The 26,008-nt window shown below is 37.8% G+C and carries 23 protein-coding genes; 6 read left to right on the forward strand and 17 right to left on the reverse strand.

Annotation, left to right across the window (positions count from 1 at the left end; translation table 11 throughout):
• Positions 1–256 precede the first annotated feature (256 nt).
• Positions 257–577, reverse strand: a complete 321-nt coding sequence (locus tag J2T03_RS02845) for a helix-turn-helix domain-containing protein (protein ID WP_306842656.1) — start codon at positions 575–577, stop codon at positions 257–259.
• A gap of 18 nt (positions 578–595) precedes the next feature.
• The gene (locus J2T03_RS02850; RefSeq protein WP_306842655.1) at positions 596–1,024 is read right to left on the reverse strand and encodes a transposase; all 429 of its coding nucleotides are present in this window, start codon (positions 1,022–1,024) and stop codon (positions 596–598) included.
• Between the two features lie 630 nt (positions 1,025–1,654).
• Here J2T03_RS02850 and J2T03_RS02855 point away from each other — a divergent pair.
• Together J2T03_RS02855 and J2T03_RS02860 are read left to right on the forward strand one after the other, a co-directional pair.
• Positions 1,655–3,256, forward strand: a complete 1,602-nt coding sequence (locus tag J2T03_RS02855; protein ID WP_306842653.1) for a tetratricopeptide repeat protein — start codon at positions 1,655–1,657, stop codon at positions 3,254–3,256.
• A 222-nt stretch (positions 3,257–3,478) separates the two neighbouring features.
• Entirely contained in the window at positions 3,479–5,326 is a 1,848-nt protein-coding gene (locus J2T03_RS02860; RefSeq protein WP_307209302.1) for a chloride channel protein, read from the forward strand.
• A 97-nt stretch (positions 5,327–5,423) separates the two neighbouring features.
• On the opposite strand, the gene J2T03_RS02865 is transcribed toward J2T03_RS02860, so the two are convergent.
• From J2T03_RS02865 to J2T03_RS02875, 3 genes are all read right to left on the reverse strand, one after another.
• A complete protein-coding gene (locus J2T03_RS02865; RefSeq protein WP_306842649.1) occupies positions 5,424–6,368 on the reverse strand; it encodes an aldo/keto reductase in 945 nt (314 codons plus the stop codon).
• Positions 6,369–6,578: 210 nt separating this feature from the next.
• The gene (locus tag J2T03_RS02870) at positions 6,579–8,384 is read right to left on the reverse strand and encodes a hypothetical protein (RefSeq protein ID WP_307209304.1); all 1,806 of its coding nucleotides are present in this window, start codon (positions 8,382–8,384) and stop codon (positions 6,579–6,581) included.
• Positions 8,385–8,715: 331 nt separating this feature from the next.
• Complete coding sequence (locus J2T03_RS02875; protein WP_307209306.1) at positions 8,716–9,324, reverse strand: hypothetical protein; 609 nt, start codon at positions 9,322–9,324, stop codon at positions 8,716–8,718.
• A 579-nt stretch (positions 9,325–9,903) separates the two neighbouring features.
• Between J2T03_RS02875 and J2T03_RS02880 the strand changes: the two genes are divergently transcribed.
• The gene (locus J2T03_RS02880; RefSeq protein ID WP_306842645.1) at positions 9,904–10,248 is read left to right on the forward strand and encodes a mannan-binding lectin; all 345 of its coding nucleotides are present in this window, start codon (positions 9,904–9,906) and stop codon (positions 10,246–10,248) included.
• Between the two features lie 58 nt (positions 10,249–10,306).
• Here J2T03_RS02880 and J2T03_RS02885 read toward each other — a convergent pair whose 3' ends face one another.
• Positions 10,307–11,089 (reverse strand): helix-turn-helix domain-containing protein, encoded by a 783-nt coding sequence (locus J2T03_RS02885; protein ID WP_307209308.1) that lies wholly within the window; start codon positions 11,087–11,089, stop codon positions 10,307–10,309.
• A 72-nt stretch (positions 11,090–11,161) separates the two neighbouring features.
• Here J2T03_RS02885 and J2T03_RS02890 point away from each other — a divergent pair, with 72 nt between their 5' ends.
• Entirely contained in the window at positions 11,162–12,367 is a 1,206-nt protein-coding gene (locus tag J2T03_RS02890; RefSeq protein WP_307209309.1) for a CynX/NimT family MFS transporter, read from the forward strand.
• A gap of 58 nt (positions 12,368–12,425) precedes the next feature.
• On the opposite strand, the gene J2T03_RS02895 is transcribed toward J2T03_RS02890, so the two are convergent.
• Complete coding sequence (locus J2T03_RS02895) at positions 12,426–13,133, reverse strand: DUF421 domain-containing protein (RefSeq protein ID WP_307209310.1); 708 nt, start codon at positions 13,131–13,133, stop codon at positions 12,426–12,428.
• A gap of 96 nt (positions 13,134–13,229) precedes the next feature.
• Positions 13,230–13,994: an MBL fold metallo-hydrolase gene (locus J2T03_RS02900; RefSeq protein ID WP_306842641.1), complete on the reverse strand. Its 765-nt coding sequence runs from the start codon at positions 13,992–13,994 to the stop codon at positions 13,230–13,232.
• 93 nt (positions 13,995–14,087) lie between these two features.
• Here J2T03_RS02900 and J2T03_RS02905 point away from each other — a divergent pair, with 93 nt between their 5' ends.
• The gene (locus tag J2T03_RS02905; RefSeq protein ID WP_306842638.1) at positions 14,088–14,405 is read left to right on the forward strand and encodes a winged helix-turn-helix transcriptional regulator; all 318 of its coding nucleotides are present in this window, start codon (positions 14,088–14,090) and stop codon (positions 14,403–14,405) included.
• On the opposite strand, the gene bioA is transcribed toward J2T03_RS02905, so the two are convergent.
• The 5 genes from bioA to J2T03_RS02930 all read right to left on the reverse strand — a co-directional run bounded on the left by bioA (position 14,365) and on the right by J2T03_RS02930 (position 19,086).
• Positions 14,365–15,684, reverse strand: coding sequence for an adenosylmethionine--8-amino-7-oxononanoate transaminase (gene bioA, locus J2T03_RS02910; RefSeq protein ID WP_307209312.1), 1,320 nt, complete (start codon positions 15,682–15,684; stop codon positions 14,365–14,367). The genes J2T03_RS02905 and bioA overlap by 41 nt on opposite strands.
• A gap of 79 nt (positions 15,685–15,763) precedes the next feature.
• A complete protein-coding gene (gene bioB, locus J2T03_RS02915) occupies positions 15,764–16,750 on the reverse strand; it encodes a biotin synthase BioB (protein WP_306842635.1) in 987 nt (328 codons plus the stop codon).
• A gap of 2 nt (positions 16,751–16,752) precedes the next feature.
• Positions 16,753–17,367 carry a dethiobiotin synthase gene (gene bioD, locus J2T03_RS02920; protein ID WP_307209314.1) on the reverse strand — a complete coding sequence of 205 codons (615 nt, stop codon included), beginning with the start codon at positions 17,365–17,367 and terminating at the stop codon, positions 16,753–16,755.
• A gap of 2 nt (positions 17,368–17,369) precedes the next feature.
• Positions 17,370–18,470 (reverse strand): aminotransferase class I/II-fold pyridoxal phosphate-dependent enzyme, encoded by a 1,101-nt coding sequence (locus tag J2T03_RS02925; protein WP_306842630.1) that lies wholly within the window; start codon positions 18,468–18,470, stop codon positions 17,370–17,372.
• Positions 18,463–19,086, reverse strand: a complete 624-nt coding sequence (locus J2T03_RS02930) for a hypothetical protein (protein WP_307209316.1) — start codon at positions 19,084–19,086, stop codon at positions 18,463–18,465. The genes J2T03_RS02925 and J2T03_RS02930 overlap by 8 nt, the downstream gene beginning before the upstream one ends.
• A gap of 65 nt (positions 19,087–19,151) precedes the next feature.
• On the opposite strand from J2T03_RS02930, the gene J2T03_RS02935 reads away from it, so the two are divergent.
• Positions 19,152–20,639, forward strand: coding sequence for an aminotransferase-like domain-containing protein (locus J2T03_RS02935; RefSeq protein ID WP_307209318.1), 1,488 nt, complete (start codon positions 19,152–19,154; stop codon positions 20,637–20,639).
• Between the two features lie 110 nt (positions 20,640–20,749).
• Here the strand turns inward: J2T03_RS02935 and J2T03_RS02940 are convergent, their stop codons facing one another.
• From J2T03_RS02940 to J2T03_RS02955, 4 genes are read right to left on the reverse strand one after another with little or no spacing between them, the layout of a single operon-like run.
• Positions 20,750–21,919, reverse strand: a complete 1,170-nt coding sequence (locus tag J2T03_RS02940; protein ID WP_307209320.1) for a PepSY-associated TM helix domain-containing protein — start codon at positions 21,917–21,919, stop codon at positions 20,750–20,752.
• Position 21,920: 1 nt separating this feature from the next.
• Entirely contained in the window at positions 21,921–24,383 is a 2,463-nt protein-coding gene (locus J2T03_RS02945) for a TonB-dependent receptor (RefSeq protein ID WP_307209321.1), read from the reverse strand.
• On the reverse strand, positions 24,370–25,758 hold the full coding sequence (locus J2T03_RS02950) for an AMP-binding protein (protein WP_306842622.1): 1,389 nt from the start codon (positions 25,756–25,758) through the stop codon (positions 24,370–24,372). Before J2T03_RS02950 ends, J2T03_RS02945 begins: the two co-directional genes overlap by 14 nt.
• Before the next feature lie 4 nt (positions 25,759–25,762).
• A complete protein-coding gene (locus J2T03_RS02955; RefSeq protein ID WP_306842621.1) occupies positions 25,763–26,008 on the reverse strand; it encodes an acyl carrier protein in 246 nt (81 codons plus the stop codon).

Genomic DNA, 26,008 nt, shown 5'->3' on the forward strand with positions numbered 1-26,008 from the left:
AATTGTGTTTTTAAAAATGTCAGTTTTAATGGAACTTCTGATATTAAAATGCCTTATTAACAAATTTGATTCCAAAATGCAAATTTAAATTTTTTTATTAATTAATGTTAGTAGATTAATGCAAAAATTGACAAATTCTTTCAGAGTAAAAAGTATGCGGTGTAATGTTTTCTGAAAAAAACACATTAGTTTTTATTTGTAAATATTTGATATTTAATTGATTGTGTTTTAAATATATTTTATCTTGCTGTATTATTTAAATAAATTTCTTTTTCCAGCTAGCAATTGTATTTCTGCTTAATTTAAAATGCCGGGCCAGCTGTGCGTTATTATATCCATGTTTTTTCTGATAACTCAGTATTTCAAAAATGGATTGCTGATCGAAAAAGCGGTGCTTCTGATTAAAAATTAAGGAACTTTCATCTTCCTTATTCGTAAGAATACTGCTGCAAGCAATGACATCCAGTATTGAAAAGGTCTTTTTAGAAAGTATGGTTTTGCATGCTTCTTTTTTATCGGGATACCTTTCATTGATAAGGTCTGTATAGATTCTTTTATAATCTGGAATATTTTTCATTGTGTTGTAATATTTTATTTATCCTTTATCATATTTATGCAGCCATTTGTAAAGGGTACTTTTGGGGATTTTATATTCAGAAATTACATTGGATTTTGTCATTTCTCCCTTTTTGATTTTATCCAGAACAAATTCTACAATTTCTTTGGTGTAAAGGCTCTTACGGAAAGCCGGGAGTGATTCCTCTGTTTTTTTCTTTTGAATATAATTCATAGAAGATTGTGGAGAATACAAAATCAGGTGTTGAGAATACAGTCTGAAAAAATCATATTGGAGAAGTTTGGACCAGCGCAGCAGAACTTCCGTGTCAAAAGCAGAAGATTCATACATTTTGGTGATATCCTTCTCATTACAGTTTAGGAATTTACATATGCGGGACATTTCTATACCGTTTTTGTCAACCTTTTCTTTTATCATTGATCCAATGTGCAGGTTTTTTAAATCCATATATTTTTTTAATTATCTGTGTTTTACGAATGCAGGGAATCTCTACTGTGGAAGTTAATAGATATAAAAGGAAAAGCAATACGACAAAATTTCTAATTGAGGGAAATCGGAAATCTTGGCGGATTATTGCTTTTCATACCTGTGTTTTAGAATTTTTAAGCCTGATTATATTTTTATCATATGAACAGCATATGAGATTCTTAACGCAACATTAAAGATTTGTCCCGGTAAATGAAAATATGTGATGTTGTAAATTCCGAATATTTCACTATGATCGAATATACTCAAGCATGATCTTCATAATGCTCCTGGGATGGTATACGAAGAGCCAAGTCTGATTATTGTAAATCATTTCGGGATACTCTCCTATTTTTGCAAAGGAGTGCAATATTAGGACTTTGTCTGAAGATGAAAAAACTTAACATGAAACTAATTCTGAAAAAAAGCAGGTATTTTGCAGCTATTTTCACTAAGATTAAGAAACTTGTATTTGAAATGGTTATTTAGATTCAAATTATTTAAGATCAATTGGTTAAAAAATTCAATTTGCAATATAAATTCTGAAAAACTAACACTATTATTGAGCTATAATCATTAATATTGTCCTTAATTTGCTCTTTCAAAAAATACATGATGAAAAATACCGTTTTACTTCTATTCTACTTTATTTTCGGACTTTTTCATGCTCAGCTCAGTTCCGGATCTCCTACAAATTCAGAAATTGATTCCGAAATTGTCAAGGCTGAAGAGTTGTACAAAAGCAATCTGGCAAAATCAATAGAACTTTCTAATGAGATCTACCGTGCCTCTAAAAAAATAGATTACAAAAAAGGAATTCTGGAAAGCGGCACTATGCTGATGGCCAGATATTTTGATGCAGGAAACTATAAAAAAGTAATTGATCTCAGCACAGAAGCTGAAAAACTTGCGCTGGATGCAAAGGACAATGCAAAGCTGGCCAATATTTACAGGTTAAGAGCTTCATCCTATACGGAACTAGGCTTTAATAATGAAAGCATCAGAGAGTTTAGGAAGGCGTTAACAATATCTGAAAAAGCATCACCTGAAGACCGAAAGAATTATCTGAAAGCTCTGATATATACAGGGATAAGTTCGTATTTGGCCCATGTTAATGCGCCGCTGGATTCTATAATACACTATCAGAAAAAATGTTTGCAAAGTGCAGTTCATATTGGAGACAGCAAGGATTATACGTCAAAAAAATACCATCTTCTTGCCCTGTCTTATATGAATTTAGGGATGACAAGTGTTGCTGCCAGCCGCATTAATGATGCTGAGAATTATTTTGAAAAAGCATTGAAAATATGTCAGAACAAAAGCTATAGCGTACCGAATAACCTTGAAATAAGTGTTCTGAATGAATATGCCTGGCTGTATTATGATCAAAAAAAGTATGATCAGGCAGTACAGTATGCAGAAAAGGCAGAACAGCTGGAAAAAGTAACAAGCATACCTTACGTCCGCAGAGATATTTATGAAGTCAACTTTAAATCTTATGTAGAGCTTGGAGAAAAGGAAGCCTCAAAAAAGTATATGAACCTCTACACAAAACTGAATGACAGTCTTGTTAACGAAGAAAAGAAAAGCATCAATACTCCTGTAAAAAAAATGATGGATGAGCAGGGAGAGGTCCATACCGGAAATATTCAGAAGATTCTGATGCTTGCTCTTATTTTAATCATACTTCTTGTGGCGGGTGGTATATTTTTCTGGAAAAGAAATCAGAAAAAACTTCATGAAAGCTATGAGACAGTCATTAGTAATCTTAAAAAAACAAATGATTCTCCTACACAAATTATACAGCTGGAAATACCTTCTGATAAAAGCATTAATATCACCGATGAAACGGTAAAAATGATTTTGGCCAAGCTGGAAAAATTTGAAAAATCACAAAAATTCATTAAAAAAGATTTGAGCCTTACTTCCCTGGCCACTGACCTGAATACCAATACCAGATACCTCTCAGAAATCATCAAGCAGTATAAAAAAAACAGCTACAATAATTACATCAACGGTCTCCGGATCAGCTATATTACCAATAAGCTGTATGAAAACCCTATCTACCGGGAATATAAAATCAGCTATCTGGCTGAAGCCTGTGGATTTTCTTCAAGAGAAGTTTTTGCAGTGATCTTCAAGAAAGAAACCGGAGTAAGCCCTTCCTATTTTATCAACAACCTGAAAAAAGACAGTTTGGAATCGGCATCTTAAAATGGTTTAAAGTGTTTTTTAATTGGATTTATTTAGAATATCGGAGATTTTCAGATGAATATGTAACTAAAAATTATAAGAAATATTTATAATAACATAATATATTGAATCATATTGTATTATGACTGATTTCAACACTTTTCCAGGAATCCGGAACCAGACATTTCTAAAGATATTTTCATAAATTTACGAAACCATTATGGTTTTAAAATTGGTTTGCGAGTGAAAATTCACAATAAAAAAAAGTATTTAAGCTTTCTAAAATTTAAAAGAGACTTCCAGGAATACGGACTGGAAAAAGCCCGAAGCTATGAACTTATCCTCCACTGGCTTAATAACAGGCTCAGCAGGAATCAGTTTCTGGTGCTTTCCGGAATACTTGTGGGCTGTACTGCAGGTCTTGCCGGAGTGGTTCTGAAAACGCTGGTGCATACCATCCACAACTTTATTACACATAAGGTTCATTTTGAATATCAGATCTTATTCTATATTGTTTTTCCCTTTTTAGGAATTGTGCTTACTACAGCTATTGTTCTTACTCTGTTTAAGGGCCAGGACAGGAAGGGAATCGGTGCAATTTTGTATGAGATTGCACAGAATTCAAGTATTGTGGCCTCTGTAAAAATGTATTCCCAAATCATTCAGAGCGCAGTGACGGTCGGACTCGGAGGTTCTGCGGGATTAGAAAGTCCTATCGCAGTTACTGGCGCCGCCATCGGTTCCAATTATGCACAGACCTACAGGCTCAGCTATAAAGAAAGGACTCTCCTGTTGGCTGCGGGTGCCACGGCGGGTATTGCTTCAGCTTTCAATGCCCCGATTGCGGGTATCATGTTCGCTTTTGAGATCCTCCTAACGGGTGTGGTTTTTACAGACTTCATTCCTTTGGTAGTGGCTGCTGTCTGCGGAAGCCTTTTATCAAGGATTTTGCTCCAGGAGGATGTGCTTTTCAGGTTTTATACCAGAGAACCCTTTAACTATAAAAATGTTCCTTACTATCTTATCCTGGGGATTGTGACCGGCCTGTATGCGCGTTATTTTGTAGTGATTTCTCAAAAAGTAGAACATTTTATCAAAGGTTTAAAGCTTTCAAGGATGCGTAAAGCTATGTTCGGAGGCCTGGTGCTGTCATTGTTGTGTGTTCTGTTCCCGCCATTGTTCGGAGAGGGATATGAGACGGTGAAAGCTTTTACCAACGGAAGTACGCATTCCATTATCAGAAACAGCTTTTTCAGGTATTTTGAGATCGGAGACTGGACTATTATTATATTTTTGGTTCTGGTTTGTCTTTTAAAAGCTTTTGCCACGTCATTTACTATATTCAGCGGGGGGAACGGCGGTAATTTTGCCCCGTCCCTTTTTGCCGGAGGTACGGTGGGCTATTTATTTGCATTAGTCTGCCAGCACATCGGGTTTACGGATGTTCCGGTAACGAACCTTGTTCTGGTAGGAATGGCTGGAGCAATGAGTGGTGTACTCTATGCTCCCCTTACCGCTATATTTCTGATCGCTGAATCCAGTTTTGGATATGACCTTTTTATCCCGCTGATGATAGTATCCATCATCTCTTACCTTATTGCAAAATGGTTCTCCCCAATCTCTCCCGAACTGGAATCATTGGCTGATCAGGGTAAAATATTTACCAGCAAGCATGATAAAAACCTGCTTTTTGCCTTAAAAACTGAAGATTTTATAGATAAATATTCTGAAACGATTAATGAAAATGCTTCTGTCACTACATTATTTGAGAAGGTGAAGAATGGGAATAAAAACATTTTTGCAGCAATAGATGAGGCAGGAAAACTGAAAGGCATCCTTACTTTGGATGATATCCGTCCCTATCTTTTTAATAAAGAAACAGACAGCTCCATGACGGTTGTACAAATTATGAAAGCTCCGCCTGCAGCCATTCACCGGGACAATAAGCCGTTGGAAATTCTTCAGATCTTTGATGATACCGGTGTATGGAATCTTCCCGTAACCAGTGAAAACAATGATTTTATAGGGTTTATATCAAAATCATCTATCCTGATGAGCTACAGACAGCTTCTAAAGGAATATTCCGATTAATTTTCTAACCATAAAGTTCAAAATCAATTCATCATTTAAAAACATAAAAAAATATCCGTTCAGTAAACCGAACGGATATTTTTATTTTCAGATAAAATTAATGACTTGCCTGATCAAGCAGTTCAATATCTTCCTGATCTAAAATAAGTTTTGGAGCATTGAATAAAGTATCAAGCTGGGAAGTACTTGTGGCGCTTACAATAGGCGCCGTGATTAAAGGATTGGCCAGAAGCCATGCCAGGGCCGCGGTTCCCTGTGTGGTTTTATGCTTTTCACTTACCTGGTCCAGGGCTTTTAATACTTCAAGACCTTTTGAATTCAGGTATTTTCTTACACCTTCTCCTCTCTGGCTTTTGCCTAAATCTGCTTCAGTACGGTATTTTCCGGTAAGAAAACCCGCAGCTAATGACCAGTATGGAAATACACTCAACCCAAACTCTTCCACCAGCGGAGCATAATTTTTTTCAAAACCTTCTCTTTCCATTAAATTATAATGAGGCTGCAGGGCAACATATTTGGGAAGGCTATTTTTTTCTGAGGCTTCAAATGATGCTCTCAAACGTTCCGGAGAAAGGTTGGAAGCAGCAATATAACGTACTTTTCCGGCTTTGATGATCTCATCGTATGCCGAAAGCGTTTCTTCTACCGGAGTGGTATGATCATCAAAATGAGTATAATAAAGATCAATATGATCGGTCTGGAGCCTTTGCAAAGACTCATCCACAGATTTCAAAATATGCTTCCTGCTGATATCAAAACCATGTTCTTTGGTTTCAGAACCTACCTTGGTGGCGAGCACTATATCCTGACGGTTGGACCGGCTTTTCATCCATTTTCCAATGATTTCCTCAGACTGGCCTCCTTTTCCGTTGACCCACCAGGAATAGGTATCTGCTGTATCAATAAAATTGAACCCGGCATCCGTAAACTGATCCAATATATCAAAAGACTGCCTCTCGTCCAGTGTCCATCCGAAAACATTACCTCCAAAATTAACAGGCGCTACTGAGAGATCCGTATTTTTTATCTTTCTTTTTTCCATAAAACAGATTGAATTAAAATTTTAAGAAGTATCTAAGGTAAGGAATATCACGAAGGATTTCAGATTCAAAATAAGCATACCGCTTATAGTTATTATAAATAGAAAAACTTATTTAAGGGGAGAAGATAGCATCTGATTTTATCAGAATCAGTATAAAAAAACAGCCTTCACGAATGAAAGCTGTTTATCTATCAATTTAAAAAAATACTGTTACTTTTCAGCCTGAGGAATCTCAATGGCTGTAAGTATCAATTTATATTCCTGCAGCTGCAGTTCTATGGTTTTCAATCCGCTTTTAAAGAAATTGGATGTATGAAACAGATTGTGATAATATTCAATACCTTCCAATATATTCTTTTTGAATGTATTCCACTTTTTGGTTTGAGAATTTGTGATCTGTGCTGAAGAGTTGCTGATTTCTTTTTTAAGATAATCAATATACATTTTCAGCTCATTGATGAACATATTCGGACGCTGGTTATCAGAAAGAATATTGGTGTTCCCGTAGATGTGTTTTACCATTTCGGAAAGGGAAACTTCCTTATCAAAAAAAGCCAGATTAGGTCCCGGACATATGACAACGCCTTGTTTTTCGCCTTTTATTTCAAGATTCTGTTCCATATAAGCGGCATTTACCAATCCTACACAGAGACAGGCTTTATCTGTAATTTCGATTTTTCTCTTGCTAAATTCTTCAGCGGTAAGCTCAGGATCGGCCTGAAGTTCTTTCAGTTTAATATCCTGGTACTTCTTAGAGGCTGTACAGGTTCCCTGTGGTGAAAATTCTTTGCTTAGAGCCAGCAATTTTTTCGGACACGAGCTTCCGTACTTTCCGGCGGCTTCCTTCTGTCCTTTTAATACCTCATTGGATGTTCCTCTAACTGTATTGAAAGGTACTCCCAAAGGCGAAATATTACTCAGATAGAAATCTTTTTCTTCAGATTTTAACAGCAGATTCCTGGTTTCCGTATCTACAGAGGTAGCTTCAGGAACTAATAAGAATGGTGATCCCCATCCGACACTGTCCACATTATAATTCTCAAGCAGAAATTCATGCTCTTCTGAAGTTCCTACTCCACCCTGAACTGTAATTTTCATTTCGAGAGGCTCAGAAACGGAATGTTTTCCTTTTTGCTCCAAAGCGTTAATCATTAAGGCATGAGCAGACTGGATAAGGTCGTTCTTTTTCTGTTTAAATTCTTCCATGATAGGTCCCAGCAGCATGCCCTCCGTAGCGAATGCATGTCCTCCGCAGTTCAGCCCGGATTCTATTCGGTATTCTGAGATCCACAACCCTTTTTTAGCTAGAAAATTTCCCTGAATCATGGCTGATCGGAAATCGCTTACTTTCAGAATGATCTTCTTTTTTAAAATACCGTTCTGATCGGGAAAAAAATCGTCAAATTCTTCAATATAGCTGTATAAACGCGGATTCATTCCTGCAGAAAGTACCATTGAAGAAGATAATTTACTTTGAGCAAAGCCACGCAGTGAGGCATGGGCGTCATTAAATATCACAGGAAGCTGCTCATCTTTTTTATAGTTGTCTTTGTCAACTTTTGTCATGATGTTCACGTCGATACTTCCCGGCTTCAGATTGGTTTCAATAAAGTTTTTGATGTTTGAGCCAAAACTGTCTTTTTGATTCACAAGATTTTGAAGCCCGCTTTTCAGATCCGAAGTATTGGGAAGAATGGCCATAAAGCTCTTTAATGCTTCCTTGTTTTTAGTGATTTCATGTTTGAAAGATTCAAATTTTTCATTCACGATATCATCTACCATATCGAGGTAAGCTGTAATTCTTTTTGCCCTGTAATCTTCTGTTTTTGTTGAAATTCCTAAATAATTGAGATTGAATTTCTTATTATAAAAATTTTTCATTTTTTCCAGGATCTCATCATCAATAATGGAAATCACAGAAGAAATTCCATATTGGGCAACGCGAATGGGACTGTCTATGGTATAAGCCAGACCCATTACCGGAATATGGAAGTTGTGTAACGGTTTATGTGTCATTTTATTTTGATAAAAATTCTTTCAAGGAGAATGAATTAAAATCCAGGAATGTTGTATCCATATTGAAATGAGTCCTTCGGTCCAAAAACTTTAATTGACCTAAATTTATCATTTTAATATCAGCTATGCATTAAATAATACTTGTAATGTCAGAAATATGTTAAATATCATTTTTTTGTAATGTATTAACTGAATCCGGGATAATGATTAAAATTAAACGCTAGTGTAAGCAAGGCTTTATAAAGTTTTTAAGATAACAAAGCTGTTCACTTATTGGAACAATACAGAGAAGTATATTGAAACATTTTGTTTTCGTAAAAAAAAGAAAATTTTATTCAAAATCCAGAAAACCATCCGCCAGTTTTTTCCACTGGATCTTTGAGATTCCCATCATTCCTCCTATAGCAACCATAAGATTTCTCATGATATCAATACCACCGGCGTTAAAATTAGGAGTTTCATTCCGTCCGTAAACTGCGGCTTTCAGATGAGTCGGCGTTCTTGCAATCATAAAAGTAGAAGTCGCTCTGGAACTGTAAAAATGAGCAGTATGTCGATTTGTTCTGTCCTGAGGATTTCGGGACGGATTACATGTCATCAAAATGCTTTCTGAATAACTATCTTCCTGAAAACAGATATCGGTAACTTCCACCCAGTCATACCCTTTGGCTTCAGTTTCCCCAGGTCCGGGGATATCAATTCTTATGAAATCTCCTTTCTGAGGCGGTCTTTCAGTTGCATTTCCTTCGGAATCATAAAGTTTAAAGTCTGCAAATCCTTCACCACAATAGCTTTTCCACTGGCCGACTGAAAAAAACCGTTGTTTCAAAAGCTCAAACTTGAGGGGTAGAAGCTCCGGCTCAAACTGCTTCTGGCTTTCTGTATCGTGGAATCCCCCGGATTGTTGCTGTGGAACTCTGTTGATCTGCTTAGGCTTCATATTAAGTGATTTTATACTAATTTATAAAAACCGTGAGGTGCTTTTTATGAGCAGAATCATAACGACCAAAATAAAAGCCTCTCGGTGGAGAGGCAGATGTAAAACTTAAATGTATCGGGATGTATGGATTTTCAATTAAGTATATCAAAAATATAAGGAATGAGTGGAATATTTTATGACTTTAATCATGTCGTTATGAAAATTTGTCCGCATCTTGAAGTTTTATGATATTTTATTTATAATACCTATCTTACTGTTAAATTATCCGAAAAACTGTAAAAAAAAACATACTGGATAGCTCACGTATTTCTAATTAAAATTAATATTTTTTTAATTTTATGCTTATATAGAGTCTTGCATAATATAATTTTTGTTTATATTTGTGATTCGAAATAATTTTTTTTCATCATTTGTGTTTTTTTAAGGTCTCCTCCTTTAGGGGACCTTTTTCATTTAGCCTGTTTTTTTTTTTTCAAACTAAGTGAAAATACGGAATGGCAAATTTGGTATTTTCTACGCTAGCATATATCTCTTCAAAGTGACAACTTTGTAATGTTAAACAACTTAAAACATTACACCATGTCAACATTCAAAATTAATATCATTGCAGGTCCGCTTTGGAGCAATGATGAAGCACAAAAAATCGGAGGCCGTATTGCTGCGGCACATTTAGGAAAATTCACTGGACAATGGAGCACTATTGTCGAAGGTCAGATGAGCGTTATCGAAGTTGAATATGATACGCAACCATCCGGAAGTACAGAATATACTATGGACGTTTTGGCAGGACCTATCTGGAGCAACGAAGATGCAAAAGAAATATGTCCTTCAATATGCGCTTCTTACGGAGGTACATGGAACGGACAGTGGACTACAGTCGTTGAAGGCAAAATGAGCGTTTGCGGCTGTGTATTCAAGTTCTAAAAAATTTAGATAATGTGTGAATCTCCGGGGCTACCCGGAGATTTTGTTTTATCATAGTTTACCGGGTAATTTTTACAAAATCTGTCGGTCTGGACAGTATCACAGCTTGAAAACTTCTTGTAAAAGCCTGCACACTCTTATACCCTACTTTATAGGCTGTTTCCGAAATGGTAAGGTCTCCGGAACTCAGCAGCTCCAGGCTTTTAATGATTCTCAGTATCTGCTGGTATTTGGCAAGTGTCATTCCAGTTTCTTTTTTAAAGATGCGTTCTAGTGTGCGTAAGGAAAGCTTTGAAATTTCGCTCAGATCTTCCATTTTTACGTTTTCATGGTAATGATTGTGGAGATATTGAATAGATTCAGACAACCTTTTATCTTCAGGAAGGCTGATATGGAGCTTCAGGGAATGTTCCACAAAACGGGGCAGTTCATTAAAAAGTGCCTGTAAGAAAAGGATCTCGTCCGGGTCTTTTGAAGTACTTTTTGACCATCTTCCTGCATATTTTATCATTTCCTTCAGAACAGGAGGAACGGAAAAAACATTGATCTTATGATGAAAAGTACTGCTTTCCTCTACATCAGCGAACATGATCATCAATTTAATTTTTTCTGAATGGGAATTGGTTTTATGGATGGCACCCGGTGGAATCCAGGCTGCATGGTTTTGTGGAAGAAGATAAATTTTTCCATCGACTGTAATGTACTGAAATCCACTTTCCACATAAACGAGCTGCCCTTTTTGATGAGAATGAAGGATGTCATCATGCCGCCAGTCTTCTTCAAACCAGACAAAATACGGTTTCTTCAACTGATCAATATCTATAGTGTCGTGAGGGTTCATGTCGTTTTATGTTAAAACTTTGGCAAAATTAAATAAAATCGCTGAATTAATTTTGCATCAAATATTAATTATATGATGAAGAGTGAATCAAGAAAGAATGCTTCTTATGTTCTGATGGTGGTCAATGTACTGGTTGTAATCCTTGTATCGAGTAACCTGCGGTCTCCGATTATCGCTGTTTCGCCAGTATTGGGTAATATACGGAATGTCCTGGGTCTGGATAGTTTTCAGGTGAGTCTGCTTACTTCTATTCCACTTTTTATGTTTGCAACCTGTTCTGTTTTAGTGAGCAGATTTTCGCATAAATTCAGTATCAACCGGTTTTTGATGTATTCCCTGATTATTTTAAGTTTCGGATTGTTGCTACGGATTACAGGATCTCTGTGGACTCTTTTTGCGGGATCTGTGTTCATAGGATTGGGAATCTGTATCGGAAATGTGGTGACACCGGGTTATATCAAGAATAATTTTCCCAAACAGATCGGTTTGATGACCGGGATTTTTGCAGTTTCTATGAATCTTACAGCTGCATTAGCCTCAGGTTTCAGTGTAAGAATCGGAGAATGGACGGGATTCGGATGGCGGGGTTCGCTGGGAATCTGGCTGATCATTGCCGGGCTGGGGCTTTTTGTTCTTATTCTTGAACTCATATTCAATAAAAAGAATCCGGGGCAGGTAAAAGCAGCTTTGAGTGTTTCTGATTTTAATATGTTTAAATCTGCACAGGCATGGAATATCAGTGTATTTATGGGGCTGCAGTCTTTATTTTATTATTGTATGATGGCATGGCTGCCTTCATTTCTTACTGATTGTAAAATGGAAACTGAAAGTACGGGATGGATACTGTTTCTTACTCAGGTTACGATGATCCCGATTACTTTTTGCGCCCCGATTATTGCCGGCAAAATGAAGGATCAGCGGATTCTGATCGTACTTATCTGTAGTTTGATGTTCGGAAGTACGATGATGTTTGTATGGCTGCAGTCTCAATGGATCTATGCTAATGCTGTCATTATTGGTATTTCTAATGGTTTGTCTTTCAGTCTGTCTATTCTGTTTTTTTCAACAAGGACAAAAAATAGTGCCAATGCGGTAAAAATATCGGGAATGGCGCAGTCTGTAGGATATCTGATTGCCGCTTTCGGGCCTCCGGTCTTCGGAAAGCTTCACGATTGGGATATGTCCTGGAAAAGCTCTTTTTACTTTTTAAGCTTTGCTGTCATTCTGATGTTTTATTTCGGAATGAAGGCGGCCAGGAATAAATGTGTTGAGGATTAAAAATAAAATGGCTGCGCCGGAAAAGGTGCAGCCATTTTATCAATATTTTTTGTCTGTTTTAAGTTATTCTTTTTCTATTGCTGGCTTTTATCCATTCACTTTTTTTACATTTGGGACAGTTTCCGGCATTTCCTATAGATTTGTATTCTGTATGGCCACAAAATGTACAGGAATAATAGCCTTCTTTGTTAATGTTTTTCAATCTTTCTTTTAATGATTCTGGCATAATGGGAAGTCCATGCTTGACGTCTTTATCTTCATAGTAAAATACGCTGATTTCCCCGGAAATCTCTTCTATGGCTGTTTCAATCTGTCCAAGCTGTGAAATTCCCTTCAATCTGAGCTCTGCAAAAAATTCGTCACTTCCCAGATTTTCTTTTTTAAAATTTTCAATGGCAAATTCACCATCCTTGATCAGGCAGATGGAGCTTCCTTCCACCAGTTTCTCAAATTTTTCGCTTCTCCCTATAAAATAAGTGACAATGCTGTATAAAAGAATAATAACAATAAAAACCAGGATAGAAGAAATGATACCAACATCTTTATTAAACATAGGATCCCCTGCTGCAGAGCCCAAACCGATAATAACGACCAGTTCAAAAATAGAAAGTTGTTTGACTCCTCTCTTGCCTAAAATCCTCAGTCCGACAATAATAGCCAAAAACATAATTGCTGTACGGAGGATGATTTCTAAAAGAAAGGACCATTCTTCATGTCCCAGAAACAATTCTTTCCAGTTGAGTTCTAAAAGAAACGAGGATAGCATAAAATTAATTTATAGAAGGCATCCAAAAAATAAGCCATCCTCTGTTTAGAAAGGTGATTTCGAGAGCCTCGAAACGGTATGGTAATACATATTTGGTTATGAAAATAGGTATTCTTCACCATCCTGTAAAACAAAGCACCTTTTCTCCAGTCCGTTTTCAAGGATTTTCCCCTGAATAAATGCTCTGTCTTCTTTACAGTGGCTTACAGCTTCAAGATGGGTTACCAAAACAGCAGTGTCCGGTAGATATTCGCAAACTTTAAGGATATCCTGGCTGGTCATAATAATAGGATCTCCTACTGCAAAAGTAGCTGCACCGCCAGCAACTACAATATATTGTGGCTTGTGCTGATCGATTTCTGCCGCAATTCCGTCATACCAGATACTGTCGCCAACGATATAAAGGCTTTTATCCTCAGTTTTAAAGACAAATCCGTTTACTTTACCCATTTTCTCCCCTATTTCTCCGGTTCCGTGTTCTCCTTTTGTAATTGAGATGCTGATGTTTTCCCAAATGATGTTGTCTTTAATGGAGATTACATTTTTAAACCCGGATTGGGCAATCTGTTCTGAAATAATTTCAGGGCAGATCACGGGAATATTTTTATCCAGAAGCTCAATAGCTTTTCCGTCCCAATGATCGGGATGAAGATGAGTTACAGCCACTGCATCAATTGTTAACAGTTTATCTTTTAATTCTTCTTCACTGAACGGAAGATCAACCAGAGGGTTCTCCAGTTCATTATCAGTCATCGGTAATTTTCCCAAAGACCCTTTTTCTCCAAGCATGGGATCAATTAAAATCTTTTTTTCTCCGATCTGGAGCAGTAATGTGGCATTGCGCCATAATTCTAGTTTCATTTTGCTTAATTTTGTCGTTGCAAAGCTATTGCTCAATCAAGGTTAAATAATAGACGGTTACCAAAAGGTTAACCATATATATCTAAGTTACCGATGAATTTTGAAGAATTTAAAAACTGCGGGCTCAGGCGGAGCCTTGATATTCTTTCCGGAAAATGGAAACCACTGATTCTTCTGAATCTTTTTGAGGAAGATCAGGTACGGTTTATAGAATTATGGCGTAAAATGCCGAGGGTTTCAAAGAAAGTGCTTTCAGAACAGCTAAAACAGATGGAGGAAAACCATATCATTCAACGGATTGAAGTCTATAATTTTCCTCCGGAAGTATATTATAAGCTTACAGATAAAGCTCGGAAATTAAGTCCTATTCTTAATCAGCTGCATCAGTGGGGCAATGATCTTGATTCTTAAAAGTATCTAAAACCTCGAGAATATTCCGGTAAATAAAGTCCAGCTCTTCTGAAGCAATACAATACGGCGGAACTAAATACATAACATTTCCCAGTGGACGCATAATGATCCCACGCTGTAGAAATTTATCGTAAAGGACTTTGCCAATCTCATTAAAATAGGAAGTATTCTGACCGGTTTTATATTCAAAAGCCAGAATAGTTCCGGTCTGGCGTATGTTTTCAATATCCGGGTGCTTTGAAATAATTTTGGCAAAATCTGAATGCTGTTTACTGATACGGTCAACGGCTGTTAAAGTTTTTTCCTGTAACAAAAGCTCCAGACTCGCCAATGCAGCAGTACAAGCTAGCGGATTGGCTGTAAAAGAATGCCCGTGAAACAGAGTTTTATATTTGTCATCAGATAAAAAAGCATTGAAGATTTCCTGAGAACAGGTTGTGATTCCCAAAGGCATCGTTCCACCGGTCAATCCTTTGGAAAAGCACATAATATCCGGAATTTCTGTGAGATGATTGGCGGCAAACAACTTTCCTGTTCTTCCAAAACCTGTAAATACTTCATCCTGAATCATCAGAATTTCTTCGGTTCTGCAGAACTTCATCAGCTCATCAAGATATTCAGCCTCATACATCAGCATACCTGCTGCGCCCTGTACCAGCGGTTCGTAGATGAAACAGGCTACCTCTTCTGCTATCCTTCTGATTTGAATTTTTAAGCTTTCGAGGTTTTCTGCATTGGGGGTATCAATAAAGACCACCTCGAACAACATACTTCCGAAAGGTTTTGTCCAGATACTTCTTCCGCTCACAGACATTGCTCCAAACGTGTCACCGTGATAGGCATTCCTGAAAGCAAGAATTTTTGTCTTTTCTTTTCCCAGATTATAAGCATACTGAATACACATTTTCAGCGCTGCTTCCACTGCCGTTGAACCATTATCCGAATAAAAAACCTTTTTTTGATTCTCCGGAAGCAGTTTCAAGAGGTTTTCTGATAGCTGAACAGCCGGTTCATGCGTAAATCCTGCAAAAATAACCTGTTCCAAAGTTTTTAGCTGCTGAAATACACGTTCTGAAATATATGGATGGGCATGGCCATGCAATGTTACCCACCATGATGAGACTGCATCGATATATTTTTTCCCTTCATCATCATATAAATAAACGCCTTTTCCTTTAACAATGGGAATTACATCTCCTGCTGTTTTCATATGAGTGTAGGGATGCCAGTTGACGGCTTTGTCTCTCTCGGCGAGAAGAGGTTGTATTAATGTATTCATGTAAAATGTATTAAAGATTATTAGAAGATGGAAGTCAAATAATACGTATTAAATGCCGGCCACAGCTCGAAGCTCGTCACTAGCAATAAGTATTCTCCTTCAATCTCATCGGCTTCAGTCCCAGTTTTTCCAACATCTGCATGTCTTCGGAAACTCCCGGATTAGGGGTTACCAATAGTGTTTCTCTTTCTCCTGTGAAGATGGAATTCGCTCCGGCCATAAAGCACCAAGCCTGTTCTGTTTCATTCATTTCGATACGTCCGGCACTTAATCTTACCATTGATGATGGCATGACAATCCTTGCCGTAGCAATCATTCTTACCATTTCCCAGGTATCTACTTTTTCATTATCTTCAAGTGGTGTTCCTGCTACTCTAGCTAAGGCATTAATAGGAACAGATTCCGGATGTTTTGGCATGGTGGCTAAGGTTAAAAGCATTGAAATCCTGTCTCTATGCGTTTCTCCAAGACCTATAATTCCTCCTGAGCACACGGTTATTCCGGCTTTTCTTACATTATTGATTGTATTGATCCTGTTATCGAATGTTCTCGTCGAAATGATTTCTTCGTAATACTGTTCGGAAGTATCCAGATTATGATTGTAAGCATATAAACCTGCTTCCTGAAGACGGATAGCCTGTTCTTCGGTAAGCATTCCTAATGTACAGCAGACTTCCAATCCAAGTTCATTCACGCCTTTTACCATATCGATTACCCTGTCGAAATCACGGTTGTTACGGACTTCCCGCCACGCTGCTGCCATACAGAAACGGGATGAACCGCTGTCTTTTGCTTTTTGAGCGTGGGCAATAACGGTTTCTGTTGGCAACAATGCCTGTACTTTGATATTGGTGTGGTAACGGGCAGCCTGACCGCAATATGAACAGTCTTCAGGACATCCACCTGTTTTGATGGATAATAAGGTTGAGATCTGTACTTCTGATGGGTCGTGCCATTCACGGTGAACGGTTGATGCTTTATAGATCAGTTCCAGCAGAGGCTGGTGGTAAATTTCTTCTATTTCTTCTTTTGTCCAGTTGTTTCTTACGGTTGTTTTTTTGTCCATTATCATAAATTTGTTTTTGTTAATTGTTCTGCGGCAGCTTTAATACTGTCTTTTGTTAGTTGATCAATTTCTGGGATATGAATAATCCTGGTTTCTTTTTTAATAAAGGTGCTGATCACTCTTTCCGTATCCGGAGGAAAAGGCCCGTTCAGGATCAGGTATTCCAGTTTAAGTTTTCTTTGCTTTAATGCCATGATAGAAAGTAAAGTATGGTTAATGCATCCCAAATAGTTTCTGACTACTAGGGCTACAGGAAGGTTGAGTTTTTCTATAAGATCGGTCATGAAAATATCATCCGAAAGCGGAGCCATAAGCCCGCCGGCTCCTTCCACAATAAGTTTATTGTCCGTTTTTGGAAGTTGAAACTGATCTAAACTGATTTTTATATTTTCTTCCCTGGCAGACTGATGCGGAGATGCAGCCAGTTGAAGACGGTAGGTTTCCGGATGACAGACTGTATTTTCTGTCCAGGATTCTATTTTATAAGTGTCCGTATGATCAAGGTCTCCGGATTGCACAGGTTTCCAGTAATCTGCTTTAAAATATTGTGTTAAAACAGCAGAACATATTGTTTTTCCTACTTCAGTACCAATCCCTGTGATAAATAGTTGATTCATATCTAAATAAATTCTTTAATAATTCCCGTAAGTCCTGCAATGTCTTCTTCTGTATTGAAGCTGTGGAGACATATTCTGAGTCTTTCCGCTCCTGTTTTTACAGTCGGACTGTGAACGGCATAGGTTAAAAATCCATTGCAGGATAATGTTATCTGTAAGTTTCTTAATTGATGGTTATCCGGGACCATTATAGCCTGTATCGGGCTGACCTCTGAAGAAATTGTTTCAATATTCTGATCTCTGAAAATTTTAATATTTTGATGAAGTTTTTTTGACAGTTCCGGTTTTAGCTTTAAAAATTCATAGCCATTTTTAATACTTATCCATAAAAAGTCCTGAGCTGCTGTGGTATAGATAAAAGGAGAAGCAAAATTCACTAAATAGCATTTTACGGTTTCATTACAAAGAACAGCAGCCCCATGGGCTCCTAAAGCTTTTCCGTACGTCATTAATGCTGCAAAAACATCATTTTGCAACTGGTGCTTTTCTATCAGGCCATATCCGAAAACGCCAAAAGCATGGGCTTCATCTACAATCAGTGCGGAATTATATTTTTTTGCCAAAGTCGCAATTTCTTGAAGAGGTGCAAAATCTCCGTCCATTGAATACAAGCTTTCTATGGCAATATAGCTGGATCCGTTCTGCTTTTTCAGAATACTTTCAAGATCCTCAAGATCATTATGCCTGAATTTAATTTTTTTAGCATGTGACATTTTGCATGCATCATGAACAGAACGATGGATCTGCTCATCCACGATAATCGTGTCATGACGGTCCGGCAGTGTAGAAAATAAAGCCAGATTGGCGTTGTAGCCGGAAGAAAAAAGCAAAGCTGCAGAATATTGATGCTGCTCGGCAATATAATTTTCTGTTTCATCAGTTATATTGCTGTTTCCGCTGATCAATCTTGAACCGGAACTTCCTGAAAGAAGCACTGGATTGGCCTGGACCTTCATAAGTAACTGTGATTGAAGCTCTTCATTTCCTGCCAGGCCAAGATAATCGTTGGAATAAAAATCAATGCCGGATAATTTTGGCTTTAAAGTCCGCAATACTCCCGCTTCCTTTCTTTTATTAAGAGCTTCCTGAAATTTTTTAAGCATAATCTAATTGTGAAACTTCTTCAGCTATAGCATTGATCCACAAATCATGTAGTTCTTTTTCTATTGTCAGAATCTTTTCTGCATGTAATTTCCATTCTGCTGAAAATTCATTTAACTGATTAATCATTTCTTCAAGATGTCCCTCTTCTTCAAGAATAATAGATTTTACCATAATTTTTGAAGATTCTTTAGTCAGAATATCCTGATAAACCGGATATAACTCATCTGCACGGACTTCAATAGCATATGTTACAAAAAGATAAGCGGCATATTTCAGCTCTTCTTTGTTCAGATTAAACGCAGTCTGAAGATACCTGCAAGCCTTTACATCCAGAGAATGAAGATACTGCCGGGTGGCAATCGGAGCCAAAAGCTCGTCAGTCTCATAGGTTGTGCACAGTTCAGGATCTATTTTTCCGATTTGTTTTTTTAGGTAATATGCATGGCGGTGTTCTTCAGCTGCGTGTTTCAGCTGAATCAGAGTCACTGAAACCGGATGCTCACATTTAGAGATTTTTCTGGCTCCGGCATTTTCCATGAACGAAAGCGTATTGAGCCATTTGGCGTGGGTAATGCTATCCTGCACTATTCTTTCAAGTAATTGTTGAAATTCCATAGACTTTTATTTTGAACCAAAATTAGTATATTGCCGGACCATTAAAAGGTGCCAGTTTTGATATTATGGATAGTCCGGTTAAGATTCCTTATAAAAGTTTTATAGAAATTGATAGAAATTCAGAGACTTCGATCTATATGCAGATTGCAAATCAGCTTATTAATGCGATTCAAAGAGGATTTTTACCTTATGGTACAAAGCTGCCGGGAACCCGGATATTCAGTGAAATCTTGGAAATCCACCGGAATACAGCTGTTGCAGTTTATGATGAACTATCCGCTCAGGGTTGGGTAGAAAGTCTTCCGAACAAAGGAACATTCATTATCGGGGAAAATCAGGAAAATCCTGTGAAGGTTAAAAATTTTGAGAAGAACAGTCTCCAGAATTATCCTGAAACCACAGGTTTTTCTTTTAAAATTTCTAATATTTTGGATAATCCTTTTGAGCATTCAGATTGTGAGTATGCATTTAATGATGGTGTTCCGGATATAAGACTAACCCAGATCGGTCAGCATTCAAGATTTTACAGTTCTATTCTTAAGAGGAAATCCAACCAGAAAATGCTGGGGCATTACAATCATGACGGCAGTGAATTTTTTAAAGAACACCTGTCCCATTACCTTAATCTTTCCCGCGGATTACCTATTTCAAAAAATAATCTTCTCATTACCCGAAGCACAGAAATGAGTATTTATATCGTTTCCGAAATTCTACTGTCTGCGGGGGATACTGTATTAGTAGGTGCTTTGAGCTACTTTTCCGTAAATATGATCTTCCAGAAAGCGGGTGTCAGTATTCTATCCTTGCCAATAGATGAAGAAGGAATTATTGTGGAAAGCGTTCGGGAAGCCTGTAAAAAGCAAAAAATCAGGATGCTTTATCTTACACCGCATCACCACTATCCTACTACCGTTGCTCTAAGTGCACAACGAAGACTTGAACTGCTTGATCTTGCCGATGAATTTGGTTTCATTATTCTGGAGGATGACTATGATTATGAATTTCATTATGACAAAAGCCCTATTCTTCCGTTGGCAAGTGCAGATACGGAAGGAATGGTTATTTATATCGGATCTTTTGGAAAATCATTAGCTCCGGGATTCAGGACCGGTTTTATTGTGGCTCCGGAAAATCTGATGGCTGAAATGAGGAAATACCTTGGGATCATAGACCGCCAGGGTGATATTTTAATGGAAAGGGCCTTAGGGGAAATGATTGAGGAAGGTGAAATACACCGTTACCTGAAAAAATCCTTAAAGGTTTACCAGGAAAGGCGGGACTATTTTGCCCAACTGCTTGAAGGAAATTTAGATGGATTGATAAAGTTTCAGAAACCATCGGGAGGGCTTGCGTTCTGGCTGGAATGGAAGGTTCAGGTAAATCTGATGCAGCTAAGCCGAGATTGTGCTCAGAATAATCTTTTTATTCCTAAAACACTGCTCTATCAGACTAAAGATCTTACAGCGATGAGGTTGGGGTTTGGGAACCTCAACTTTGAAGAAATGGAGAAAAGTATCGAGATTTTGTCCGGAAATGTGAAGGAAATGCTTTAATGTGATAAATCTGCGAGAGAAAAAATGATAATCATACTGGCAATTTTTAATCTAAAAATAAAAGTGTAACAATTACGTTACACTTATCTAAAATTTTTGTTTTTTAAGAGTCAATATTTTGGCTTTCTTTTTCTTGGTTTCTTCTTTTTTCTGTTCAAATAAATAATGAATCCGGTGATGGGAAGTGAAGCAGCAATCATGCCTGCAACAAGGTATAAAATTCGGCCTGTCATTCCGAAGATACTTCCGGTATGAAGGTCATAATTCCTTTCTCTTAATGCAGTTCCGTAGCCTATATTTTTGTTTTTGTAGGATTGATGTTTTAATATTTTTCCTGAATACTGATCAAAATTGAACTGTTCATTCTGGTACTGCTTATTGCCATAGGTCACCTCAGCATAATAAGTTCCTTCTTCTGTTTTCGGAAAGCTGATGAGTGCTGATTTTTTATCAGCAAGGCTCTTTTCTACCCTGTTCCCCACAATATCTAAAATGTTTCTCTTGTCTGAAGATGCTTCGGAAGGGACTGTGCTTTTGGTTTTCTGCTCAGTTTTTGCTTTTCCGTTCAGTGTTTTTTTTACCCATTTATCTACATCTTCAAAATTCCATATCAAAGCAGCGTATGAAATAAGGCATAAAGGAATTACCGCATAAAATCCCAGGACATTGTGCATGTCATAATTGATCCTTTTCCATTTGGCTGATGTTTTGATCATAAACATCCCTTTGAGTGCTTTTTTATTCATTTTGCGCGGAAACCAGATCACCAGTCCTGAAAAAAGCATAACAGCCAATATTAGTGTGGAATATCCTGTAATCGTTTTACCAATTTTTTCACCTAATAAAAGCCTTCGGTGAAGGTCCATGATGATTTCAAAAAAATCATTTTTTGCATTTTCAACTGCCAGCACTTTTCCGGTGTAGGGATCTACATACACTCTGTAATAATGAATATAAGTTCCCCAATAGGTCAAAGCTTCATTGTCCATTTTCAGTGAGCGGAATGCATAGCTTCTGGACGGATCTGAGGATATTTCTACCCGGCTTACTTTTAAACTGTCCGGAAGTGCCTGTTCTGCTTTCAATTTAAGCTCAGAAAACTGCAGTTTTTCTTTTTTAATGATGTTGACGAAATATTTTTCAGGGTGTAATGTATGTTTCAGTTCTTTCTCAAAAGCAAGAATACATCCTGTAACTGCCATTATCACAACTATAAGCCCGGACGTTAGTCCGAGCCATAGATGTAATTGATATGCAATTTTTCTTAGTATAGCACTCATATTAAAATTTAAGAGTAACCTCTGCAACAAAATTACGGGGCATTTGGGCTACTACAACCCCTTGTCCCGCAAAATACTGCGCATTTCCTAAATTATTCATTTTAAATCCTAGTCTGTATCTTTCTTTTTCAAGAGATACAGAAGCATTTACTAAAGTATAAGCCGGGAATATAAACTGTCCCGTAGTTGTATTATCTACAGTAACCTGCTCTCCAACGCGGTTTACCCCAAAGCCTAATCCCAGCCCCTGAAGTCCTTTGATCGGCAATATGTAGCTTACCCAAGAATTGAATACATTAGCCGGGCCTGAAGATGACGGACGACGGCCATCTACATTCGCCGCAGCTTTTACAAATTTACTGTCGTTGTAAGAATATCCTGCCATAATATTCAGGCCATGAATAGGGTTCAGTATCGTTTCAATTTCTATTCCTTTACTTCTCTGTTCACCGTCTTGGATGGTAATACTATGGCTTTTTCCGTCACGGATTACTTCCGTTAATCTTAACATATTATCCACCAAAATATCATAATATCCTATAGTGAAATTCACTCTGTTTCTCCAAAGATTTCCTTTCACTCCTACTTCCCACTGATTAGACTTCTGTGGCTTGAAATCTCCACTGTAATCTGAAAGAGGCTGAGAAGCCGGAGGTGTGTAGCTGAAGCCGTTCATATAGTTGGCATATGCTGATAACCGGTCTTTAAAGATCTGGTAGGATACACCCAGTTTTGGAGATACCGCCGTCTGCTTGAATTTTGGTGAAGAAGGGTTAAGCGCATTAGTGTTCAGATCAAGCTGCCCGTTACTTTCATAATGGTCTAAACGTAAACTTAATAAAGTAACTAAACGATCCGTGATATAAACAGCATCGGAAATATAAGCGCCATATATATTACTTGAGAATGTATTCCTTTCCAAAGGTGATTTACCTGTTTTAATACTAGCTTCGATGGCAGCCTGGGTAAACGTCTGTATTTTTTGAAGTGCCAGGTCTTTAGAAATCATACCATACTTGGCTGTCAGATTTCTTCCATTGATCGTATCATACTTAACAATTGGAGAGTTATTGTTGTTTAATGACTGGTTTAAATAGTCTAGCCCAATAAGAACCTTATTTTTAATTTTTCCTATTTTAAATTCTCCGTTAAAATTCTGCTGGATACTTGTTGAGGCCCCTTCAGAATTCTGCCACTGTACATTACGTTCCAAAAGGGCATCGCTGGTATTTCCCCTGATAAACTGATACTGATACAATCCTTCTGTTTTTCTGTAGTTTCTTGAGATTAAGGTCTGTGAACTCCATTGATCTGAAATTTTGTAATTTACCTCAGCTTTTACATTAATGGAAGGTGCCTTTAAGCTCATATCATTATTGGAATAAGACCTTTTCCAGTCAAATCCAAGTTCATCAGGAGTGGTTGCGAAAAATTTTCTCGTTCTGGACAGGAAAATAATCGGCGTATTGGTTCCTTCGTAGCTATAAATCTGAGCTCCTAAATTAAACTTTAACCGGTCATTTACCTGGTAACTTAGTGTTGGAGCTACAAACATTGATTTCCTGAATTCAGAATCTCTGAACCCGTTCTGATACTGGTAAGCAGCATTCAAACGGAATAAAGTTTTCCTTGAATCGGTTATTGGACCGTATACATCAGCTGTCACACGGTTTAGGTTGTAGCTTCCCAAAAGATAGGAAACCTCGCCTCCAAAATAATCTTTCGGTTTTTTCGTCACCACATTAATCAGTCCTCCAAAGGAATTCACTGCACCACCGTAAAGCGTTCCGGAAGGCCCTTTGATCACATCGATACGTTCAATATCCGCAGGATCAATTTCTGAATTGGTTGTTGCAGGAACACCGTCTACCATAGAAACTCTGGTAGGGAAACCTCTTAAATTGTAGTAAAAGCTTCCGTCTCCCGCTCTCCCTGCACTTCCCTGCATTTTTACAATACCCGGAACATTTTTTAAAGCGTCCGAAACATCATAAACCAACTGCTCTTTCAGGATCTGCTGGTTGATGCTTGTATACATTTGGGGATTTTCAATATTTTTCAACGGCATCTTGGAAATCGAGGTGCTGTCCTTATCGAGAAATTTGTTTCTGCTTACGGCATATACTGTTATCCCTTCGATGACGTTGTTTTCTACTGAAGTGTAAATCACCGGAATTTCAAAGACATCTTTTTCAATACGGATGGTCTCACGCATCAGCTCAATGTCATTTAAAACCACCTGAAGAGTATACTCTCCAGGCGGCACATTATCAAAATAATATTCTCCTAAATTATTTGTTTTTGCCTGATACGGCGTATTAACTAACCTTAAAAGTGCATTTTTTACGGGCACCTTTTCAGACAGCATGACCTTGCCGTTAACGCGTTCACTCTGCTGGGCAGAAACAATAAACGGGAAACTGACAAGAAGTAAAAGTAATATAAGGGTTCTAAATGTTTTCATGCTGTAAATTTTGTAACAGTGGATAGTTTATTTTGCCGTTTTGTGATAATGGAAATGATTCTATGTATTCGGTGCGTACGTACTGCGGATTGATGCGCAGTTTATTTTTAATGGTTTCCGTAATAGTCTGGGGATCAATATTGAGGTTATCATACAGAACAATGATTTTTTTGTCATTGCCGTTCAGGCAGACCACAGTATTTCCTTCCAGTTCATTTTTAAGGATAAATTCTACCTCATCCAGGTTAAGGCGGATACCAAAAAGCTTCATGATCCGTTTGATTCTTCCTGTGATGTAATACAGTCCGTTCTGCCCTCTTCTGCCCGTGTCTCCTGTATGAAGAAGCCTTGGCTGTTCGTAGGTAGAAAGATCCTCAAGCTTGTTGGCATAGCCTCCGCTGATGCTTGAATGTAAAAACAGCAGTTCATCCGTCTCAGGATCAATCTGGAAGCTTCCCCCATTTACTGGGGTACCGATAGATGTTTCCTCTTCAAGAAGCCCGTCTGTAGTAAGATAAGCCATTCTTCCGCCTGCTTCGGTTTGTCCGTACTGAGCGAAAAACTGTTTTTCAAATTCAAGGCAGTAATTGAAGATGGTTTTCCTCAATTCAGCATTAATCACTCCTCCTGTGTGGGTCATGTATCTCAGGCTGCTGCTGTCTTTTCTGAAAAATCCGATTCTGTTAAGATTTTCGTATAGATACGGTACTCCGCCAAGTGTGCTGTAACCGTATTCTTCCATTTCGTCCCAGAATGCTTTCTGCATAATGTCTTTGTCGGTACAGACGATTCTTCCCGCGCGCATACAGTTGGTGGTAAAAATAGAAAAGCCGTACACGAAATTAATCGGTACGTTGAGCGGAACTACATCAGATTCCAGAATCGGCATGTACTGAAGGATGCTCACAGCATTCTGATAAAGGTTCTCATCTGAAAGCTTCACCAGTTTCGGAACTCCGGTGGTTCCGGAAGTACTTAAAAGGATCTTGATGTCCGGATGAATGGTCACTTCCGGCTGGTAATCTTCTTTAGCAAAGATTTTCACCGTTTCTGAAAACTCCTTTAACGAATATCCCTGAACCTCATCTCTTGAAGGGTCAAAGATATATTTGGGACGGTATTCCGCTTCCAGGCGTTCTTTAAATTCCGGATGCAGCTTCTGTCCCAAAACAGCAATGGCAAGTGCTGTTCCATAGAAATTGAGGAGCACCTCAATGCTGGGAACCTGATTGTCATTGTACAAAAAGATCAATCCTTTTTCTACAGGATTGAGGCCCAAAGACCGGTACAGTGTTCCAACCGGCGTGGTAGCACCGGTGGAAGCATCTGTAAACACCAAGTTCTTGTTGGCAATTACATTTTCTAAAATTTTCATATACTTAGTTTTCTACGAGGATATCGTATTTTTTCATTTTTTCGCGGATCTTTCCGACGGTTCCCATTTCAAGAATATCGTTAAAGTCGAACTTAACCTGATAGAACTGCTCCAAAGCTTCTACAATAAGCAGATGTGACATGGAATCCCATTCAGGAATTTCCTGATAGGTAAGGTTTTCGTCTACCAGTTCTTTTTTTACAGCGATTGCTGATGCGATAATTTCATAAAATTCGTCTGTTGTGTGCAT

Origin of the sequence: Chryseobacterium lathyri (assembly GCF_030812195.1) — a bacterium.
Lineage (GTDB): Bacteria > Bacteroidota > Bacteroidia > Flavobacteriales > Weeksellaceae > Chryseobacterium > Chryseobacterium lathyri_A.

Excerpts from the sequence above, each read along its gene's own strand:
- J2T03_RS02845 (WP_306842656.1), bottom strand. The coding sequence starts at position 577 with ATGAAAAATATTCCAGATTATAAAAGAATCTATACAGACCTTATCAAT.
- J2T03_RS02850 (WP_306842655.1), bottom strand. The coding sequence starts at position 1,024 with ATGGATTTAAAAAACCTGCACATTGGATCAATGATAAAAGAAAAGGTT.
- J2T03_RS02855 (WP_306842653.1), top strand. The coding sequence starts at position 1,655 with ATGATGAAAAATACCGTTTTACTTCTATTCTACTTTATTTTCGGACTT.
- J2T03_RS02865 (WP_306842649.1), bottom strand. The coding sequence starts at position 6,368 with ATGGAAAAAAGAAAGATAAAAAATACGGATCTCTCAGTAGCGCCTGTT.
- J2T03_RS02870 (WP_307209304.1), bottom strand. The coding sequence starts at position 8,384 with ATGACACATAAACCGTTACACAACTTCCATATTCCGGTAATGGGTCTG.
- J2T03_RS02875 (WP_307209306.1), bottom strand. The coding sequence starts at position 9,324 with ATGAAGCCTAAGCAGATCAACAGAGTTCCACAGCAACAATCCGGGGGA.
- J2T03_RS02880 (WP_306842645.1), top strand. The coding sequence starts at position 9,904 with ATGTCAACATTCAAAATTAATATCATTGCAGGTCCGCTTTGGAGCAAT.
- J2T03_RS02885 (WP_307209308.1), bottom strand. The coding sequence starts at position 11,089 with ATGAACCCTCACGACACTATAGATATTGATCAGTTGAAGAAACCGTAT.
- J2T03_RS02890 (WP_307209309.1), top strand. The coding sequence starts at position 11,162 with ATGATGAAGAGTGAATCAAGAAAGAATGCTTCTTATGTTCTGATGGTG.
- J2T03_RS02895 (WP_307209310.1), bottom strand. The coding sequence starts at position 13,133 with ATGCTATCCTCGTTTCTTTTAGAACTCAACTGGAAAGAATTGTTTCTG.
- J2T03_RS02900 (WP_306842641.1), bottom strand. The coding sequence starts at position 13,994 with ATGAAACTAGAATTATGGCGCAATGCCACATTACTGCTCCAGATCGGA.
- J2T03_RS02905 (WP_306842638.1), top strand. The coding sequence starts at position 14,088 with ATGAATTTTGAAGAATTTAAAAACTGCGGGCTCAGGCGGAGCCTTGAT.
- bioA (WP_307209312.1), bottom strand. The coding sequence starts at position 15,684 with ATGAATACATTAATACAACCTCTTCTCGCCGAGAGAGACAAAGCCGTC.
- bioB (WP_306842635.1), bottom strand. The coding sequence starts at position 16,750 with ATGGACAAAAAAACAACCGTAAGAAACAACTGGACAAAAGAAGAAATA.
- bioD (WP_307209314.1), bottom strand. The coding sequence starts at position 17,367 with ATGAATCAACTATTTATCACAGGGATTGGTACTGAAGTAGGAAAAACA.
- J2T03_RS02925 (WP_306842630.1), bottom strand. The coding sequence starts at position 18,470 with ATGCTTAAAAAATTTCAGGAAGCTCTTAATAAAAGAAAGGAAGCGGGA.
- J2T03_RS02930 (WP_307209316.1), bottom strand. The coding sequence starts at position 19,086 with ATGGAATTTCAACAATTACTTGAAAGAATAGTGCAGGATAGCATTACC.
- J2T03_RS02935 (WP_307209318.1), top strand. The coding sequence starts at position 19,152 with ATGGATAGTCCGGTTAAGATTCCTTATAAAAGTTTTATAGAAATTGAT.
- J2T03_RS02940 (WP_307209320.1), bottom strand. The coding sequence starts at position 21,919 with ATGAGTGCTATACTAAGAAAAATTGCATATCAATTACATCTATGGCTC.
- J2T03_RS02945 (WP_307209321.1), bottom strand. The coding sequence starts at position 24,383 with ATGAAAACATTTAGAACCCTTATATTACTTTTACTTCTTGTCAGTTTC.
- J2T03_RS02950 (WP_306842622.1), bottom strand. The coding sequence starts at position 25,758 with ATGAAAATTTTAGAAAATGTAATTGCCAACAAGAACTTGGTGTTTACA.
- J2T03_RS02955 (WP_306842621.1), bottom strand. The coding sequence starts at position 26,008 with ATGCACACAACAGACGAATTTTATGAAATTATCGCATCAGCAATCGCT.